The organism is Frankia sp. CcMO1 (assembly GCF_977945845.1).
The window spans coordinates 20,068-37,359 of sequence record NZ_CDWTMG010000011.1 but is presented as its reverse complement, the minus strand read 5'-3'; the positions used below and the strand labels follow the sequence as shown (position 1 = coordinate 37,359).

The following is a 17,292-nucleotide window of genomic DNA, read 5'->3' as shown; positions in this document are numbered from 1 at the left end:
GTGTCCGGGACCCTGGTGCTGTGCGGTGCCCCCATCGGCGACGTCCGGGACGCCAGCCCTCGGCTCGGCGAGATCCTTGCCACCGCGGATGTGATCGCCGCCGAGGACACCCGCCGGGTCCTACGGCTGGCGCACGCGCTCGACGTGACGGTGTCCGGGCGGATCGTGTCGTGCTACGACGCGGTGGAAGGCACCCGGGCCGCCCAGCTCACCGACTACCTGCGCCAGGGTGCCACCGTCGCGCTCGTCACCGACGCCGGGATGCCCGCCGTCTCCGACCCCGGGTTCCGGGTCGTGGCCGCAGCCGCCGCCGCGGGGATGGCCGTGACCGTCGTTCCCGGTCCGTCCGCCGTCACCGCGGCCCTGGCCGTCAGCGGGCTGCCGACGGACCGCTGGACCTTCGAGGGCTTCCTGCCGCGCAAGGGCGGCGACCGGCGTGGACGCCTTCGCGACCTGGCCGGCGAGCCGCGGACGATGGTGTTCCTGGAGTCCCCACACCGGCTCGTGGCCGGCCTGCGCGACCTCGTCACGGCCTTCGGCGCCGACCGTCCGGCGGTGCTCTGCCGCGAGCTGACGAAGACCTTCGAGGAGATCGTCCGCGGCGACCTCGCCGATCTGCTCGGCTGGGCCACCGACGGCCGGGTTATCCGGGGGGAGTTCACGCTGGTGGTCGCCGGCGGTACCCGGGGCCGGGCCGGGCCAAGCGTGGCTGGGCCGATCATCGACGGCAGGATCCTGGTCGCCGAGGTAGCCCGACGAACCTCGGCGGGGATGTCCCCGAAGGACGCGCGCAAGGCCGTGGCCGCCGAGTACGGCGTCTCCCGCAACGAGGTCTATGCCGCGGAGCTCGCCGCCCGGGCCGGGGACCGGGCCGACGGGCGCTGAGCACGGTCGGCGGTCAGCAGTGGCGTTGGAGAACGAGGGCCTTGCCCAGGGCCGCCCACTCGTAGGCGATCACGTACGGCCAGGCCCGGCGCGGGGGCGGGACCCCCTGCATCCGCGTCTCGCCGTCATAGCAACGGTCGAGGCGCAGCCGGGCGCGCGTGCTCTGTGAGGTCGAGGCGACGACCATGAGCGAATGCCACCCGCGGCGTGCCGCCGCCGCGGAGGTCCACCGCGACTCGCCCTGGGTCGTCCGCGGATCGGACGAGAAACAGATCACCTCGACCCCGGGAATGGGCCCGGGGCACGGGTCCTTCTCCGTCGGCGCCGAGACCGCGAGCACGGGTGCGTAGCCGGCTCGCGTGAGTGCGACGGCGCGTTCGAGCCGTCCCGGACTCCCGGCGAACATGACGATCGCGTCCACCGGGGCGGGAGCATCCTGGTGCGGAAAGACGAACAGCCGGGCTGTCGCCACCGCGAAGGCCACCGTCAGGCCACCGAGGATGCCCACTGCGGCCCGGCGGCGCCACGGCCCCGCGGGAGCACGACCGAGCGGACCCGCTGCCATGTTTCCCCCTCCGCGGGCCGCCAAGTGCCGCCGTGAGTTTCTCAGTACCACGGCGGCACCCGAACCAACCACCGTTCACCCGCTCCGGGTGGTCCACCCCCCCCGGATGGGCCACCGCTCCGGACGGTTCACCCGCCCCGGATGGCCCGTCGGCGGCGGAGGCCCACTCACGTGGTGGGGAGTGTGCGCGAGGCCGGAGGCGTCCGAGGCTGCGCGGTCCGAGGCTGCGCGGTCCGGGGCTGCGTGGTCGGGGGCGTCGTCTCCGATCCGGCCGTCGGCGTGGGAGGGCTGATCGAAAACGTGCCCGTCCCCGGCGAAGTCCGCGACGCCGTCCCCGGGCGGCTGGTGAACAGCCGGGGATGGGCGAATGGTGCCCGCGCCGACTCACGGGGCCAGACCGTCCGGGAGGCACCGGCCTGCCACTGCACGATCGGGATCTGGTGGCCGACCTGGAGCCCCGTCGCCTCGTCCAGCCGGAAGCGACCGAGCAACGTGGTCGTGTCGATGCCCCGGGCGGCGGCGAGCACGGAGGTGTCCTGCACGCCTCCGCAGTAGCGAATGGCCCGTCCCAGGATCAGCCCGGTGACGTAGGCCCAGGCCGCCGTTTCGGTCGGCGCGACGCCGTGCAGGGCGGTGAAGTCGGCGGTGAACTCCCGCGCGGTCGGACCGGTCGCGGTCGGCTGGGTGCTCTCGGGCATCCAGCTGCCCGGCGCCAGCAGCTGCTCGCGCAGGTCGCCCAGGCTCGCGGTGGCCTGCGCGCTGACGGCCGTGGAGAAGGCGGCCGCCCGCCACGGCCGGCGCAGCAGGATGTTCGCCGCCGCCAGCTCGTCGTCCGGGCCGGCGTGGACGATGAGGATGTCGCCCGGGGGCAGCCGGGTCGCGGTGAGGGCGGCCTTGCCCGGGGGGAAGACGTGCGAAGCCACCTCGAACGACTGCGCTACCGCGGCGGCCTTCGTTACCGATGTGATCTCGACGGCGGTGTCCCCGGAGGCGAGCAGGACGACCTTGCGGGCCCGTCGATCGGCCGCCCGCACGGCGGCGAGGACCCCGCGCGGCCAGGTCGAGGTGGCCGCGGCGATGTTCACGACGTTCGGGAAGGCCTGCCGGACGAAGCGCGTGGACGGGGCGCCGGTGTTGAAGACCACCCGGTCCGTCGCAGCACAGGCCGCGAGTGCCGCCCGGTGGCCGTAGGGTCCGAGCAGGGCGTCGGGTCCCGCGGCCACCGCGGCGCGCATGGCGGCGGCCGGATCGGGATACGCGTCGTAGGCGGTGAGACTCACCTCGTCCCAGGGCGGTGGGAGGCGTTCGTCACGCGCCCACAGGGTGACCCCTCGTAGCCCGGCGAGGCCCTGGGCGGCGTCGGGACCGGTCAGCGGGGTGACCAGGGCAACGGTCAACGGTGTCGTCATCGCGTGGGGTCCTTGCGCTTGCTCACCCGATTAGCGTCCCATGCCGGGTTGTCTGGCACACTCGGCGGCGGTCGTAGACTTCAGACTTCAGGAAACGAAGGGCGGGCACGGGAGGGCGGGCGAGGTGGCGCAAAACTCTGGCCGGTCGGGTGATCCGCCGCCACCGCCGGACCCTCTTCCTGTGGCCGTGGTCGACAGCCACTGTCATCTCGACCTGATGGGCACCGAAGTTCCGGCGGCGATCGCGGCGGCCCGGGCAGTCGGTGTCACGCGGGCCGTCACCGTCGGCATCGACCTGCCCACCAGCAGATGGCAGGCCGAGGTCGCCGCGGCGCATCCGGAGATCTACGCCGCCGTCGCGATCCATCCTAACGAGGCGGCCCACGGGGTCACCGAGGAGACGTTCGCCGCCATCGCCGAGCTGGCCCGCGCCGATCGCGTGCGCGCGATCGGCGAGACGGGCCTGGACTACTTCCGCACCCCACCCGAGGCGCATGCCGCGCAGCAGGAGAGCTTCCGGCGCCACATCGTGATCGCCAAGGAGACCGGCCGGGCGCTGATGATCCACGACCGGGATGCCCACGACGACACGCTGCGCATCCTCGGCGAGGAGGGCGCCCCGGAGAAGGTCGTCTTCCACGCCTTCTCCGGGGACACGGCGATGGCGAAGATCTGCGCGGACGCCGGGTACGTGATGTCGTTCGCCGGTAACGTCACCTTCTCCAATGCCGCCAATCTGCGGGAGGCGGCGGCCGTCGCCCCGGCGGATCTCATCCTGGTGGAGACCGACGCGCCGTTCCTCACCCCGACCCCTTGGCGGGGCCGGCCCGGCGGCCCGTACCTCATTCCGCTGACGCTGCGGGTGCTGGCCGAGACCCGCGGCGTCGGCGTCGCCGAGCTCGGCACGCACATCGCCGCAAACGCGGAGCGGGTGTTCGGGCCCTGGTAGACACCGACGCGCTGTTCTCGCCGGCTGAGCTTCGGGCCCTCGCGCACGAGCTGGACCTGCGGCCGACGAAACGGCGCGGGCAGAACTTCCTCGTCGACGCGAACACCGTCCGCCGGCTGGTGCGGCTCGCCGGCGTCGGCCCGGACGACACGGTGCTGGAGATCGGGCCAGGACTCGGGTCGATGACCCTGGGGCTCGTCGAGGCGGCGAAGGCCGTCGTCGCTGTCGAGGTGGATCGCCCCCTCGCCGCGGTCCTGCCGGTGACCGTGGCCGCCCGGCTGCCGGCCGACGTCGCCGAGCGGTTGCGCGTGGTGGCCGCCGACGGTCTGCGGGCCACCTCGGCCGACCTGCCCGCCGACGTGGCTGCGCCCGGGGTGCTCGCCGCGAACCTGCCCTACAACATCGCGGTGCCGCTGCTGCTCGGGCTGCTGGAACGGCTGCCCTCGCTGCGCCGCGGGCTGGTGATGGTCCAGGCGGAGGTCGCCGACCGGCTCACCGCGCCGCCGGGCAGCCGGGTGTACGGGGCGCCTAGCGTCAAGCTGGCCTGGTACGCGCACGCCCGGCCGGCCGGCGCGGTGCCCAGACCGGTCTTCTGGCCGCAGCCGAATGTCGATTCAGGGCTGGTGGCCTTCACCCGCAGGCCCCTGCCCGGTCCGGCGCGGCTGCGGGCGGACGTTTTCGCCGCGATCGATGCCGCGTTCGCGCAGCGCCGCAAGACCCTGCGTACGGCCCTGGCGCCCTGGGCCGGATCGCCCGCCGCCGCCGGGGAACTGGCGCGTGCCGCCGAGGTCGATCCCGGTGCCCGGGGCGAGACCCTCGATGTCGCGGCCTTCTGCCGGCTGGCCGCCGCCCGCGCCGCCCGTTCCGACTGACCCGCCCGTTCCGACTGACCCGTCCGGTGGAACGGGCGGGGGGAGGGCGGAACAGCGGGGGAGGCCAGAGCGGGGAAGGTCAGAGCGGGGAAATCCCGATCGCGCGCCGGACCCCGGCGAGCACTGGCCGGGCCCGGTCGCGGGCCCGCTCGGCACCCGCCGCGAGGATGTCGTCCAGCTCGCTGTCCGGGGTGATGAGCTCGGTGTAGCGATCCCGCAGCGGTGACAGCCAGTCGTTGAGCGTCTCGAACAGGGCGTTCTTCACCTCACCCCATCCAGTGCCACCCTGCTCCAGACGGCTGCGCATCTCCTTGATTGCCTCGGGAGCCGCGAAGTTCTCGAGCAGGACGAAGGCCGCGGAACTGTCCGGGTCCTTCGGGTCCGCCAGCGGGGTGCTGTCGCCCACGATCCCACGGACGAGTTTCCGTAGCTGCTTCTCCGGCGCGAAGAGGGGAATGGTGTTCCGGTATGACTTGCTCATCTTGCGGCCGTCGATGCCGGGCAGTACCTTCGCCGAGCTCCCGGCCGGGAGGACCACCTCCGGGATCTTCAGGCTGAACACGTCACCGAACAGATGGTTGAAGGAGCCGGCGATGTCGGCGGCGTATTCCACGTGCTGCGACTGGTCCTGACCGACGGGGACCACGTCGGCATTCATGATGAGAATGTCGACGGCCATCAGAATCGGATAGTTGAACAGGCCCATGTTGATGCCGGCATCCAGATCGGGGACGCCGGCCTCGGCGTTGCGGTCACGGGCTGCCTTGTAGGCGTGGGCCCGGTTCATCAGACCCTTGCCGGTGACGCAGGACAGCACCCAGGCCAGCTCGAAGATCTCGGGGACGTCGGACTGGCGGTAGAAGATCGTGCTCGTCGGGTCGAGTCCGAGCACGAGCCACGTGGCCGCCACCGAGCGGGTGTAGCTCGCCAACTCCTCGCGACTACGCACGGATGTCAGGGCGTGATAGTCGGCGACGAAATAGATCGACTCGTAGGTCGAGGTGAGCTCCAGCGACGGCCGGATCGCTCCGATGTAGTTGCCGAGGTGCGGCTCGCCCGTCGGCTTGATCCCGGTGAGAGACACCTTCGGCTGTTGCGCTGCCATGGCAGGGCAGTCTACGGACGCGGGGCAGCCGCCGGGACGCCCCAGGTCGTTCTTCGCGGCCGTTCGCCTGCCTGCGCCTGTCTCGGTGGCGGGGTGGGAGATCCGAGCCTCGGTCAGGCGTCTCCGCCGAACAGGCCGGTCACCGACCCGTCCTCGAACACGGCCTTGATGGCCGCGGCCAGCAGCGGGGCGATGGACAGTTCGGTGATCTTGTCGATGCGAGCCTCGCTGGGCAGGGGCAGCGTGTTCGTGAGGACGACCTCGCTGATCTCCGAGTTCTTCAGCCGGTCGGCGGCGGGGCCGGACAGCACACCGTGGGTTGCCGCCGCGATGACGCCCGCCGCGCCGTGCTCCTTGAGTGACTCCGCGGCCTTCGTGATCGTGCCGGCAGTGTCGATCATGTCGTCGACGATGACGCAGGTCCGTCCGTGCACCTCGCCGACCACGTCGAACATCTTCACCTGGTTGGGAACGTCCGGGTCACGCCGCTTGTGGATGATGGCCAGCGGGCAGCCGAGCCGGTCGGTCCACCGCTCAGCCACGCGGACCCGGCCCGAGTCGGGGGCGACGACGGTCACCTCGGACGTGTCCAGCTTGGACTCGATGTAGTTGGTGAGCAGCGGCAACGCGAAGAGATGGTCCACCGGCCCGTCGAAGAAGCCCTGAATCTGGGCAGTGTGCAGGTCGACCGACATGAGCCGGTGCGCGCCGGCGGTCTTGAACAAATCGGCGACGAGGCGGGCCGAGATCGGCTCCCGGCCACGGTGCTTCTTGTCCTGGCGCGCATAGGGGTAGAAGGGCGCGACGACGGTGATCCGTTTGGCGCTGGCCCGCTTCAGCGCGTCCACCATGATCAGCTGTTCCATCAGCCAGGTGTTCACCGGGGCCGAATGGCACTGGAGCACGAAGGCGTCGCAGCCTCGAACCGATTCGGAGAAGCGGACGAAGATCTCGCCGCTGGCAAACTCGTAAGCATTGGTGGGGACGGGCTCGACGTCGAGCGCGGCCGCGACCTCCGCCGCGAGGCCCGGGTGCGAACGTCCCGCGAAGAGCATCAGATTGCGCCGGTTCTCGGTCTGGTAGGCCACCGCGTACTCCTCGGGCGTGACGGCGTGGTCGGGCTGGCGTGGTCGGGCTGGCGTGGGCAGCCCCCGGGCGGGTGACCCGTTCGGGGGAACGGCCGTGAGGCCGCACGGTTCAACACTTGGGCCTACCCGGTCCCGCCCCTGTTGGCGCAGGCGGGACGGTACCCACGTGCCCGGATCGCCGCCCGCGACTCTGGCGATACCCGCCGGCTGCCGCCCGCGGACCCCGGGCCGCCGACCCGGGCGGGGCAGACCGGGCGGTGTGCATCCCCTCGCTGGCCAGAAGGTTCGGACGGACGTCTCTTTACATTCTGCTTCCCGGTTTTACGTTCTGCTCCCCGCGCCGGGAATACCGGCGATGCCGGCCTCGCCCTTGCCGGTAGGCGGCAACTCACTCCGGTGCGCCACGTCACCCTGATGAGCTGGGATCGGCACGGCGGCCTCGGCCGCGGACGGTTGTGGCATTTCATCGGGACGCTCGGGATCTCCGGCACCGCCGGGGGCCGGGACGCCGGCCGCGGCGGCCGCTCGTGCCGCCGGGCTGCCGGGACGGCGGCGGGAGACCCAGCCTTCGATGATCCGTTGCCGCCCCTCCCGGACCGCCAGCGCGCCCGGCGGAACGTCCTCCCGGATCACGGATCCGGCGCCGGTGTAGGCCCCGTCCCCGACCGTGACCGGAGCAACAAGCATGGTATCACTGCCGATCCGGACGTCCGAGCCGATCATCGTGCGGTGCTTGGCCACCCCGTCGTAGTTCACGAAGACCGTCGTGCATCCGATGTTGCTGCGCTCGCCGACCACCGCGTCGCCGACATACGCCAGGTGCGGGACCTTCGTCTGGTTCCCGAGATCGGCCGACTTCGTCTCGACGAAGGAGCCGATCTTGCCTTCGCAGCCTAGCCGGGTGCCCGACCGGAGATGGCTGTAAGGCCCGACCACGGCCCCGGCGCCGATCTCGGCCCGCTCGGCTGTGGTCCGCAGGACGGTCGCGCCCGCGCCCACTGCCGTGTCCGTCAGGGTGCACTCGGGGCCGATGACGGCGCCGCGAGCGACGTGCGTCCGGCCGTGCAGGAAGGTGTTGGGGGCGAGCGTCGTGTCCGGTTCGAGGATGACGTCGGCGTCGATCCAGGTGGTCTGCGGGTCGACGACGGTGGTGCCGGCGCGCATCGCCACCTCGACAATCCGGTCCCGCAGCACCCGTCCGGCGGCGGCGAGCTGGACGCGGTCGTTCACCCCACCGGCTTCGCCGGGATCGTCCACGACCCGCGCGGCCACCGGCCGCCCGGCGGCGACCAGCAGCCCGACGACGTCGGTGAGGTACTCCTCACCTTGAGCATTGTCCCTGGTCAGCCCTGCGAGTGCGGTCTGGAGTGGGCCCGCGGCGAACGCGTACACGCCGGTGTTGATCTCTCGGATCGTCGCGGTGGCGGCGTCGGCGTCGCGATGCTCGACGATGGCCCGGACCGCGCCGTCGCCGTCGCGCACCACCCGGCCGTAACCGATGGCGTCGTCGACAACGGCCGACAGGACCGTTGCCGCGGCCGCCCGGGCATGGTGCTGGGCCACCAGGGCAGTGAGCGTCGCGCCGGTCAACAGCGGGGTGTCGCCGGGCAGCACGACCACCGTGCCGCTGGGCGCCAGCTCGCCGAGCGCCGCCAAGGCCACCCGGACGGCATGGCCCGTGCCGTGCTGGCGGTCCTGGACGACCGGGACGACCTCGGGAGCCTGCTCCGCCAGCATCGCCGCGACCTGTTCGCGGCCGTGGCCCACGACGACCGCGGTACGCGCCGCCGCGAGGGCTCCGGCCGCGCTTAGCACGTGGTGGAGAAGGGAGCGCCCGGCGATGTGGTGCAGCACCTTCGGTGTCGTCGAGCGCATACGCTTGCCCTCGCCCGCTGCCAGGATGATGACGGCCGCCGGACGTGATGATGTCACGCGATCTCCCGAGTCTTCGGACCTGGACAGCGGTGGGGCGACGGCGCCCACACTACCCGTCGACCGGAAGGCGCCGGCAGATGCCACGGCCATCCCGGGAACACGCCGGCCCCGGATTGGGAAATGATGTGTGCCTGTCTGCCGCCGTGGTGATGGTGCGGCGGTGCTTCCGGAATATTCTTTTCGATGGTATTACTGATGGTGCCCGGTAGCTCCGGGCCCGGTAGTGCTCCGCCGCCACGACTCGAACGTGGACTAAGAGAACCAAAATCTCCTGTGCTGCCGATTACACTACGGCGGACCGCGAGAAAACATGCCAACTCTACCATCGTGGGGTGGCTCGGATGGTAAAAGCCGGGCCACCGCCGGCTACCCCGCCCGCCGGCCGGCGCGGGCGGGCGTCCCGGACCGGGTTTGGTTGGCTGCCGTTCATCTCTTCGTCGCCCGACTGCCACTGGCTGTCATCTAATAACATCAAATTTTATTAGATGTCGCTATTCGTCATCGGCTTGTCATCGACCTGCCGGTGACCGTGGTGCGCGGCGGTGCCGATCGATCCGGGTCGGCGACCGATGGTTTGTTTGCGTGGCGGACGTAGAGGCGGGGGGACGTTGTCATGTCGGCGGGCTACCGTGGCGGATGGAGCGCCGGCACAGTGGGCCAGCCGCGACGGACGGAACGAGGCGATGACCGCTACCGACACGGTGACACCGAGCGACAAGCGGGCACCGCGGGACGACCGCGAACCCACCACGGGCCCGGTTCCCCGCCGGGCTGATCCCGCGAACAGCCGCGGCAACGCCTCGCGGCTCCGTTCGATGACGAAGGCCCGCGTCGAGCAGGTCGTGATGGTGGTGACGATCGTGGTGCCGCTGGTCGCCCTGGCGGTCGCGATCCCGGCGATGTGGGGGCGGTGGATCTCCTGGCGGAACGTCGTCCTCGCCGTGGTGTTCTACGGCATCACCGGCCATGGCGTGACGATCGGCTTCCACCGTTACTTCACCCACCGCGGCTTCCGGACGTCCAGGCCGGTGCGGATCGCGCTGGCGGTCGCCGGCAACATGGCGATCGAGGGCCCGGTCATCCGGTGGGTGGCCGACCACCGGCGTCATCACGCCTTCAGCGACACCGAGGGCGATCCGCACTCGCCATGGCGTTACGGTCCGGGGACGTGGTCGCTGATCAAGGGTCTCTGGCACGCCCACGTGGGTTGGCTGTTCGACGTCGAGCAGACCGACCAGCGTCGGTTCGCCCCGGACCTGCTCGACGATCCCGACATCATGAAGGTCAGCCGCTCGTTCGCGCTGTGCGCGTTCGCCAGCCTCGCGCTGCCCGCCATGATCGGCGGCCTGTGGGGGGGTTCGTTCGCCGCGGCGCTGGAGGCGTTCTTCTGGGCCGGGCTGGTCCGTATCGCGCTGCTGCACCACGTCACGTGGTCGGTGAACAGCATCTGCCACGTCCTCGGCTCGCGTCCTTACCGGTCGCGGGACCGGTCGACCAACGTGTGGCCGCTGGCCCTGCTGTCGATGGGCGAGTCCTGGCATAACCTGCATCACGCCGAGCCGACCTCGGCCCGGCACGGGGTGCGGCCCTGGCAAATCGACACCAGCTTCTACCTGATCAAGCTGATGGAGACCGTCCACCTGGTGCGGGACGTCCGCTGGCCGGACCCGGCGCGTCTCGCGGCGAAACGCGCTACCGCCTGACCGGGCGGCGGGTGGCGGCGGCTTGTCAGCCACCCTCGATCTCGGCGGCGAGGGTGAGCCAGGCCTCCTCGGTGCTGTCCTTGTCCGCGACGACGGCGCGCAGCTCGGCGTCCAGCGTCAGCAGACGCCCATGATCCGTCGCGGCCTCGGCCAGCTCGTGATGCAGCTCCTGCTCGCGTCGGCTCAGCAGGTCCAGGGCGCGCTCGAGCCGGGTCAGCTCCTTGCGGGCGGCGCGCAGCTCGCTTCCGGACAGGGCGGGCGGCCCACCTGTCCGCCCAGCTTCGGCGATGGTGGTGCCCTGTCCGCCGGTGGCCTGCCCGCCCGCTCCGCCGCCGGAGGCCGACGAACCCCGGGATGACGGTGCCCGGGCCGCGGCCTCCTCCCGGGCGGCCGCGCGCCGGGCGAGGTACTCCTCGATGCCGCCGGGCAGCATGCGCAGGTGCCCGTCGCCGAGCAGCGCCAGCGTCACGTCGCAGGTGCGTTCGAGGAAATAGCGGTCGTGGCTGACCACGATCAGGCTGCCCGGCCACGAGTCGAGGAGGTCCTCGAGCGCGGTTAGGGTGTCGGTGTCGAGGTCGTTGGTCGGCTCGTCGAGGAGCAGCACGTTCGGTCTGGCCATCAGCAGGCGCAGCAGCTGCAGCCGGCGGCGTTCGCCGCCGGAGAGGTCCCCGACCCGCGTCCACTGCCGCGACGACGGGAGGCCGAACTGCTCGAGTAACTGGCCGGCGGTCCGTTCCCGGCCTTTCTCGACCTCCAGGACCCGCCCGACCTGTTCGACGGCCTCCAGTGCCCGCAGTGGCGCCGGTAGTTCGGCGATCTCCTGGGACAGCAGAGCCGGTCGCACGCTGGCCCCCACCCGGACCCGGCCGGCGTCCGGCGTCACCGCACCCAGCAGCACGCGCAGCAGGGTGGTCTTGCCGGCTCCGTTGATACCGACCAGCCCGATCCGGTCCCCCGGTCCGACCAGCCAGGTGACGTCGTCGAACAACGTCCGGTCCCCGATCCGGACCGTGACATGCTCGGCGTCGTAGACGTCTTTGCCCAGCCGGGATGCCGCGAAGCTGCGCAGCGCCATGGTGTCCCGGGGCGGTGGCTCGTCGGCGATTAGCGCATTGGCCGCGTCGATGCGGAAGCGCGGCTTACTGGTCCGGGCGGGCGGGCCGCGGCGTAGCCAGGCGAGTTCCTTACGCAGCAGGTTCTGGCGCCTGGCCTCGGTGGCGTCGGCCCGCCGGGTGCGTTCGGCCCGTGCGAGCACGTACGCGGAATAGCCGCCCTCGTACGCGTCGACGCGCCCGTCCACGACTTCCCAGACCCGTCCGCACACCTCGTCGAGGAACCAGCGGTCGTGGGCCGCGACGAGCAGTCCACCGCGGAAGCCGGCGAGATGCCGGGCGAGCCAGGCGACCCCCTCGACGTCCAGGTGGTTCGTCGGCTCGTCCAGGATCAGCAGGTCGGTGTCCTGGACGAGGAGCCGGGCCAGCGCCACCCGGCGGTGTTCCCCGCCCGACATCGGCCCGACCGGGTCGTCGAGCCGTTCGAGCAGCCCGAGCCCGGCGAGTATGCCCCGCTGCCGGGGATCCGCCGCCCACTCGTGCTCGGCGACGGTGCCCACGACAATCTCGCGCACGGTGCGCTCGGCGGGGAGCATGTCGGCCTGCGCCAGGGTGGCGACCCGGGTGGAACCGGCGGGCACGACCCGGCCGGCGTCCGGGGCCACCTCGCCGGCGATGATCCGCAGCAGGGTGGACTTCCCGGCCCCGTTGCGCCCGACGACCCCGATCCGTTCCCCGGCGCCGATCCCCAGGCTCACCCGGTCGAGCAGCGTCCGGGTGCCGAACGCGGCGTCGACGTTCTCGAGGCTGACCAGGACGGCGCTCACGGCGCTTCGCCTGCCCCCTCCACCATCCTGGCGCCGCTCGCCGGCCCGGAGGCCCGGCGTACCGCGCGGGCGACCCCCATCCCGGCGAGGCTTGCCGCGAGCGCGATGCTCTCCTGCGCTCCGGCCGCGAGGAAGGCGCAGGTCGGACCGGAGCCGCTCACGATCGCCCCGACGGCTCCCAGCTCCCGGCCCGCCTCCAGGACGCGGCGCAGGGACGGCCGAAGCCGCAGCGCCGCCGGCTGCAGGTCGTTGACCAGGGCGGCCCCGAGCTGACCGGGGTCGCCGGTGCGCAGCGCGGCGAGCACGTCGTCGGCGGGGGTCGGGCCGGTCCGCAGTTTGCCCTCGGTCAGCCGGTCGAACTCCTTGTAGACCGCGGGGGTGGACAGGCCGCCGTCGGCGAGCGCGAACACCCAGTAGTACTCGCCCGTCGCCAGGACGTCGGTGAGCTGCTCGCCGCGCCCGGTGCCGAGTGCGGTGCCGCCGGCCAGGGGGAACGGGACGTCGCTGCCGAGCTGGGCGGCGAGCCGGGTCAGGGTCGCCCGGTCCAGTCCGGTCTGCCACAGCGCGTCGCAGGCGACGAGCGCCGCCGCCGCGTCGGCGCTGCCCCCGGCCATCCCCGCGGCGACGGGGATGCCCTTCGCCAGGGTGAGATGAACACGTTCCGAGGTGATGCCCGCGGCCTCGGCAACCAGGTGAGCGGCCCGGACGGCGATGTTGTCCCGGCCAGTGGGGACGATGGAGACCTCCGGCGTGGGCGTCGCCGGACCCAGCGACGCCGGGTCGGCGCCCTCCCCGGACACCTCGACGGTCACGACTACGTCCCCGCCGGACCGGCCGTCCCCGCCGTCCCCGCCGCCGTCGCCGGTGGTCGATAGCCCCGAGCCGTGGAACTGCGGGGGATCGACCGACGTCGCCGAGACGTCGTCGAACAGCGAGACGGCCTGCAGCACTGTGATGACGTCGTGGTAGCCGTCCGGTCGGAGCGGCCCGACGCCGAGATGCAGGTTGACCTTGGCCGGGGCTCGCACGGTGACGGTAGCGGGGCCGGCTCCGGCGCTTCGGCGCGGACCCGGGTGGGATCGAGGCAGCGGATGCTCCTTCGCTCGGACGCACGCGCCCGCTGGGCGGCGTGGCGTTTCGGTGGCGGCCGGCACCCAAACCTATCCGCCCGCGCCGGGAGCGGATGAGCGTCCGCCCGCGAAGGATCGCGAGGGGCGCAGCGAATCGGCCCCCGGCGACGCGGCGGGGACGATGCGCGCTTCCGTTCAGTAATCGTAGCTGTGCCGACGGGAACGGGTTGTTGTCCGACCGGAGAATTCGGGTATCCCTGATCGTGAACGACCGCACCGGAGAGCGCCCGGACGGATCGTCCCTCGACGTCCCGCTCCTGGTCGGACCTGACCCCTTCCACCGCTTTGGGCGCTCCGACGATGCCGGCCAGGAAGGAGCACCATGACCACCACAACCAGCGCGGCCGGGCCCGAGGCGAAGACCTCGGACGCAGGTGGTGCGCGTCGCACCACCGTGCCGGAGCGCAAGACGTCCACCGAGCTGGTGACCGGCCGGGGCCGGACGTCGATCGCGGACGCCGTCGTCCGCAAGATCGCCGGTGTCGCGGCACGCGAGGTCTCCGGGGTACACAGCCTGGGCTCGGGTGGGGCCCGCGCGATGGGTTCGTTCCGGGCCCGCATCCCCGGCGCGTCGGCCAGCGTCTCCCAGGGAGTCGCGGTGGAGGTCGGGGAACGGCAGGCCGCGATCGACCTCGACGTCGTCTGCGACTACGGGGTCTCCATCGTGGATCTGTCCCACTCGATCCGGCACAACGTCGTCACCTCCGTGGAGGGAATGACGGGCTTGGAGGTCACCGAGGTGAATATCGCGATCGACGACGTCTACATCGGCGAGGAGGAATCGGAAGAGCCGCGGCGGGTCGAATGAGTACGAACCCGACGGCGGCCGGGCCGGTGAGCGGGTTCGCCTGGGATCCGGATGCCGTGGCCCGGACCGTGCTGTCCTGTCCCGGTGTCGTCCGGCTCATCGGCGCGCCGGTCCGGCACGAGGATCGTCACCGCGTTCCGGACGGCGGGGCGGGTGCCGCGGCCGAGGTCGCGACCTACCTTCCGGGCCGCCGGGTGGAGGGGGTACGGGTACGGCCGGACGGGATCCTGGTGCAGATCGTGTGCCGGTACGGGGAACGGCTCGGTGAGCTCGCCGCCCGGGTGCGCGCCGCGGTGCTGGCGGCCGAACCCGGCTGTCCCCGGGTCGACGTCGTCATCCGTGATCTGGCGATTCCGGATCCGGACCTGTCGTGCCCGGAGGGGCCGGACGCGGCGGTGGTCGGTCCGGAGACGCTCCGTTCGGGGGTGCCGGATGCGGGGGTGGCGGAGATGGGGGCGTCGTGACCTCCGATCGGCGGCAGGAGTCATCCCGACGCCAGCTCGACGCCGCCCGACGCAGGGCCGAGATCCGCGCGTTCATCCGCACGCACCACCCGGATCGGGGAGGTGATCCACAGGCGTTCGCCGCCGGCCTGCGGGCCCTGCGATCCGCGCCGGACGGGCCGGCTGGGCCGGACGCGCTGGGTGTTCCGGGCGCCCGCCTCACCACCCATCATCGGCCCACCGCCGCGGGCATCCTGTTCGCCTGGGTTCGCGGTCGCGGGCGCCGGTGTCCCGACTCCGCGCGCCGGTGTCCCGACTCCGCGCGCCGGTGATGGTCGTACCGCTGGGTGCGGTTCGGCCCCGGCCGTGGTCCTCGGGTGCGCTGAGGCGACACCGGGTCCGCGGGACCGCACCCCGGGCCCGGTTCCATGTGACGATCACGCGGGACGCCCCTCGATCTGCCGGTCCAGAGGGGCGGACCGGGTACCGCGGCCGCAGGATGGGCCGGGCTGGATGGGCCGGGCTGGATGGGCTGGGCTGGATGGGCTGGGAAAGGGGAAGAGCCACATGCGATCGAGCGCGCTTGGCCTGATCATCGGTCTGATCGCCGGACTCGCCCTCGCCTTCGGGGGCTTCGGCGAGTTTCTGATCGTGCTGGTCTTCGGTGCGATAGGGCTGGTTATCGGCAAGGTGGTGGATGGTGATCTCGATATCACCCGTTACGTGGGCGGTGACCGGCGTCGGGGGCGGCGGTGAACGAGAGGGAGCGTGTGCGACCGGGCCGTCCCGCGGGTAGGCGGTCAGGGGCCGGTTCCCTGCGGGTGGCGGACCGGGTTGTCGAGAAGATCGCGGCCATGGCGGCGGCGGACGTTGTCGGCGTTACCGGACCGCCACGCAGATTCCCGCGCCGTGGCGGCGCGCGGCGTCGTGGGCGTGCCGGGCGGCCACGGGTCTCGGCGAAGATGGAGGGAGCCACCGCCCGGCTGACGATGTCGTTCTCCGTGCGTTACCCGATCCCGGTCACGGAGACGGCCGAGCTGGTCCGTTGTGAGGTGCGGGACCGGGTCGCGGCGCTCACGGGTGTGCGCGTGGCACACCTGGACATCGAGATCCCGTCGCTGTCCTCCGATGGGTAGCGGCCATCTTCTGTCCCGCCGGTTCGCGTTCAGAGCACGGGTAACAAGAGCACGGGTAACAGGCAAGGCTGGGCTCGGTGAGGGGAGGGTGCCGTGCGGGTGGGGCGTAGGATCGTTGCCGGACTGCTCGCCGCGCTGACCGCGGCCGCCGGGGTCATCACCGTCATCGAGATCGTGGCTGCGGCCGGCGGTGGCAGGGGCTACGCCGTGGTCGACTGGCCGGCGTGGGCGGACGGCCTGGCGGGCACGGCCTGGTCCTCCGGGGCGGTCCGACTGGCCGCGGGGATCTGCGTTCTGGTCGGCCTGCTGCTGATCTGGCTCGGAGCGCGGCGCGGAACGCCGTCCCGACTCACCGTGCGGCGCAGCTGCGCGCAGACCATTGTCTTCGTCGAGCGGCGAGGGCTTGCGCGGGCGCTGAGCTCCGCCGCCCTGACCGTCGACGGGGTGCGGGCCGCCCGGGTTCGGGTCCGTGACCGGACCGCCGACGTCCGCCTGCGTCTTCGGCCGCGTGCCGCCGGTGGCGCGCGGGAGCGCGCGGGTGCCGTCCTGGCCTCCTTGCTTGCCTCCTTCGAACTGGCTGAGCCGCTCGAGCTGCGCATCCAGGCGACCCCACCGGCCGCGGACCGGACCGTCAACGGGGCGGGACGGACCGGTGGCGGTGCGGCATGACCGAGACACGGGCAGCGGGAGGGCAGACCGCCGAGGGCCGCTCGGCGGGTGGCGGGGTACCCACGGAGCCCGGCGGTGGGCCGGCCGGGCTGTCCGAGCCACCGCCCGACCGCCTCAACCGGGTCGCCCTGGTCGGAGTCGGGTTGCTCTGCCTCGCGGCCGGTGTTCTCGCGTTGCTGGTGGGGGCCGGTGCGTTCGGAGACGGCGTCGCCGACGAGGCGGTGCTCGATGCCGACACCCGTTCCTACCCGACCTCCCACACCTGGTTCTGGCTCGCCGTGGGGATCGGTTCCGGGCTGGTCGTCCTGCTCGCCCTCGGGTGGCTTCGGGCGCAGACGGCGCTGGCGGCGCGGCGCCGTGGACTCTACGTGACGGATGATGCGCTCGGCGGTGTCCATCTGTCCGCCGCGGCACTGACCGACGCCGTCGAGGACGACGTGTTCGGGATCGCGGGCGTCGAGGCGGTGCGGGCGGTGCTGCGTGGCCGGCGGGAACCCGTGCTGGAGATCGCGGTCACCGTTGTCCCGGGGCCGGGGGTCGCCGGTGTGCTCGACGACATCCGTGGCCCGGTGCTCCATCGAGCCCGGACCGCGGTCGGTCGTCCGCGGCTACCCGCCAAGGTGGAGGTCCGCCCCGCTGCCACCATCCGGCCGCAGGTGCGCTGAGGTGCGGCCCGGCGTGACCGGGCAGGGTGACCAAGGCCGCGACGCACCAAG

The 17,292-nt window shown here is 72.4% G+C and carries 18 protein-coding genes and 1 tRNA gene; 11 read left to right on the top strand and 8 right to left on the bottom strand.

Annotation, left to right across the window (positions count from 1 at the left end):
* Window positions 1-885 (top strand): 16S rRNA (cytidine(1402)-2'-O)-methyltransferase, encoded by an 885-nt coding sequence (rsmI, locus tag AC08OU_RS03155; protein ID WP_476599593.1) that lies wholly within the window; start codon window positions 1-3, stop codon window positions 883-885.
* 13 nt (window positions 886-898) lie between these two features.
* Here rsmI and AC08OU_RS03150 read toward each other — a convergent pair whose 3' ends face one another.
* Window positions 899-1,450, bottom strand: coding sequence for a YdcF family protein (locus AC08OU_RS03150; protein ID WP_476599595.1), 552 nt, complete (start codon window positions 1,448-1,450; stop codon window positions 899-901).
* 167 nt (window positions 1,451-1,617) lie between these two features.
* Window positions 1,618-2,859 (bottom strand): type 1 periplasmic-binding domain-containing protein, encoded by a 1,242-nt coding sequence (locus AC08OU_RS03145; protein ID WP_476599596.1) that lies wholly within the window; start codon window positions 2,857-2,859, stop codon window positions 1,618-1,620.
* A 124-nt stretch (window positions 2,860-2,983) separates the two neighbouring features.
* Here AC08OU_RS03145 and AC08OU_RS03140 point away from each other — a divergent pair, with 124 nt between their 5' ends.
* Window positions 2,984-3,808: a TatD family hydrolase gene (locus tag AC08OU_RS03140; RefSeq protein WP_476599598.1), complete on the top strand. Its 825-nt coding sequence runs from the start codon at window positions 2,984-2,986 to the stop codon at window positions 3,806-3,808.
* Window positions 3,809-3,864: 56 nt separating this feature from the next.
* Entirely contained in the window at window positions 3,865-4,680 is an 816-nt protein-coding gene (gene rsmA / locus AC08OU_RS03135) for a 16S rRNA (adenine(1518)-N(6)/adenine(1519)-N(6))-dimethyltransferase RsmA (protein ID WP_462202722.1), read from the top strand.
* Window positions 4,681-4,759: 79 nt separating this feature from the next.
* Here the strand turns inward: rsmA and AC08OU_RS03130 are convergent, their stop codons facing one another.
* From AC08OU_RS03130 to AC08OU_RS03115, 4 genes are all read right to left on the bottom strand, one after another.
* Entirely contained in the window at window positions 4,760-5,785 is a 1,026-nt protein-coding gene (locus AC08OU_RS03130; protein WP_476599600.1) for a tryptophan--tRNA ligase, read from the bottom strand.
* Between the two features lie 113 nt (window positions 5,786-5,898).
* Window positions 5,899-6,873: a ribose-phosphate diphosphokinase gene (locus AC08OU_RS03125; protein ID WP_462186364.1), complete on the bottom strand. Its 975-nt coding sequence runs from the start codon at window positions 6,871-6,873 to the stop codon at window positions 5,899-5,901.
* Between the two features lie 321 nt (window positions 6,874-7,194).
* Window positions 7,195-8,805 carry a bifunctional UDP-N-acetylglucosamine diphosphorylase/glucosamine-1-phosphate N-acetyltransferase GlmU gene (glmU, locus tag AC08OU_RS03120; protein ID WP_476599602.1) on the bottom strand — a complete coding sequence of 537 codons (1,611 nt, stop codon included), beginning with the start codon at window positions 8,803-8,805 and terminating at the stop codon, window positions 7,195-7,197.
* 229 nt (window positions 8,806-9,034) lie between these two features.
* Window positions 9,035-9,106, bottom strand: a tRNA-Gln gene (locus AC08OU_RS03115).
* 385 nt (window positions 9,107-9,491) lie between these two features.
* Between AC08OU_RS03115 and AC08OU_RS03110 the strand changes: the two genes are divergently transcribed.
* Complete coding sequence (locus AC08OU_RS03110) at window positions 9,492-10,511, top strand: acyl-CoA desaturase (RefSeq protein ID WP_476599604.1); 1,020 nt, start codon at window positions 9,492-9,494, stop codon at window positions 10,509-10,511.
* Between the two features lie 25 nt (window positions 10,512-10,536).
* On the opposite strand, the gene AC08OU_RS03105 is transcribed toward AC08OU_RS03110, so the two are convergent.
* Complete coding sequence (locus AC08OU_RS03105; protein ID WP_476599605.1) at window positions 10,537-12,390, bottom strand: ABC-F family ATP-binding cassette domain-containing protein; 1,854 nt, start codon at window positions 12,388-12,390, stop codon at window positions 10,537-10,539.
* Entirely contained in the window at window positions 12,387-13,418 is a 1,032-nt protein-coding gene (locus AC08OU_RS03100; RefSeq protein WP_462186368.1) for a 4-(cytidine 5'-diphospho)-2-C-methyl-D-erythritol kinase, read from the bottom strand. Before AC08OU_RS03100 ends, AC08OU_RS03105 begins: the two co-directional genes overlap by 4 nt.
* 424 nt (window positions 13,419-13,842) lie before the next feature.
* Between AC08OU_RS03100 and AC08OU_RS03095 the strand changes: the two genes are divergently transcribed.
* From AC08OU_RS03095 to AC08OU_RS03065, 7 genes are all read left to right on the top strand, one after another.
* Window positions 13,843-14,328, top strand: a complete 486-nt coding sequence (locus AC08OU_RS03095; protein WP_476599608.1) for an Asp23/Gls24 family envelope stress response protein — start codon at window positions 13,843-13,845, stop codon at window positions 14,326-14,328.
* Window positions 14,325-14,792 carry a hypothetical protein gene (locus AC08OU_RS03090; protein ID WP_476593135.1) on the top strand — a complete coding sequence of 156 codons (468 nt, stop codon included), beginning with the start codon at window positions 14,325-14,327 and terminating at the stop codon, window positions 14,790-14,792. The genes AC08OU_RS03095 and AC08OU_RS03090 overlap by 4 nt, the downstream gene beginning before the upstream one ends.
* Window positions 14,789-15,103 carry a GTP-binding protein gene (locus AC08OU_RS03085; RefSeq protein ID WP_476599609.1) on the top strand — a complete coding sequence of 105 codons (315 nt, stop codon included), beginning with the start codon at window positions 14,789-14,791 and terminating at the stop codon, window positions 15,101-15,103. Before AC08OU_RS03090 ends, AC08OU_RS03085 begins: the two co-directional genes overlap by 4 nt.
* 235 nt (window positions 15,104-15,338) lie before the next feature.
* Window positions 15,339-15,527 (top strand): DUF2273 domain-containing protein, encoded by a 189-nt coding sequence (locus AC08OU_RS03080; RefSeq protein ID WP_462186371.1) that lies wholly within the window; start codon window positions 15,339-15,341, stop codon window positions 15,525-15,527.
* Between the two features lie 65 nt (window positions 15,528-15,592).
* Window positions 15,593-15,907, top strand: coding sequence for an Asp23/Gls24 family envelope stress response protein (locus tag AC08OU_RS03075; protein WP_476593133.1), 315 nt, complete (start codon window positions 15,593-15,595; stop codon window positions 15,905-15,907).
* A gap of 99 nt (window positions 15,908-16,006) precedes the next feature.
* Window positions 16,007-16,576, top strand: coding sequence for a DUF6286 domain-containing protein (locus AC08OU_RS03070; protein ID WP_462186373.1), 570 nt, complete (start codon window positions 16,007-16,009; stop codon window positions 16,574-16,576).
* Window positions 16,573-17,241 (top strand): Asp23/Gls24 family envelope stress response protein, encoded by a 669-nt coding sequence (locus tag AC08OU_RS03065; protein ID WP_462186374.1) that lies wholly within the window; start codon window positions 16,573-16,575, stop codon window positions 17,239-17,241. The genes AC08OU_RS03070 and AC08OU_RS03065 overlap by 4 nt, the downstream gene beginning before the upstream one ends.
* The last annotated feature ends 51 nt before the right edge of the window (window positions 17,242-17,292 follow it).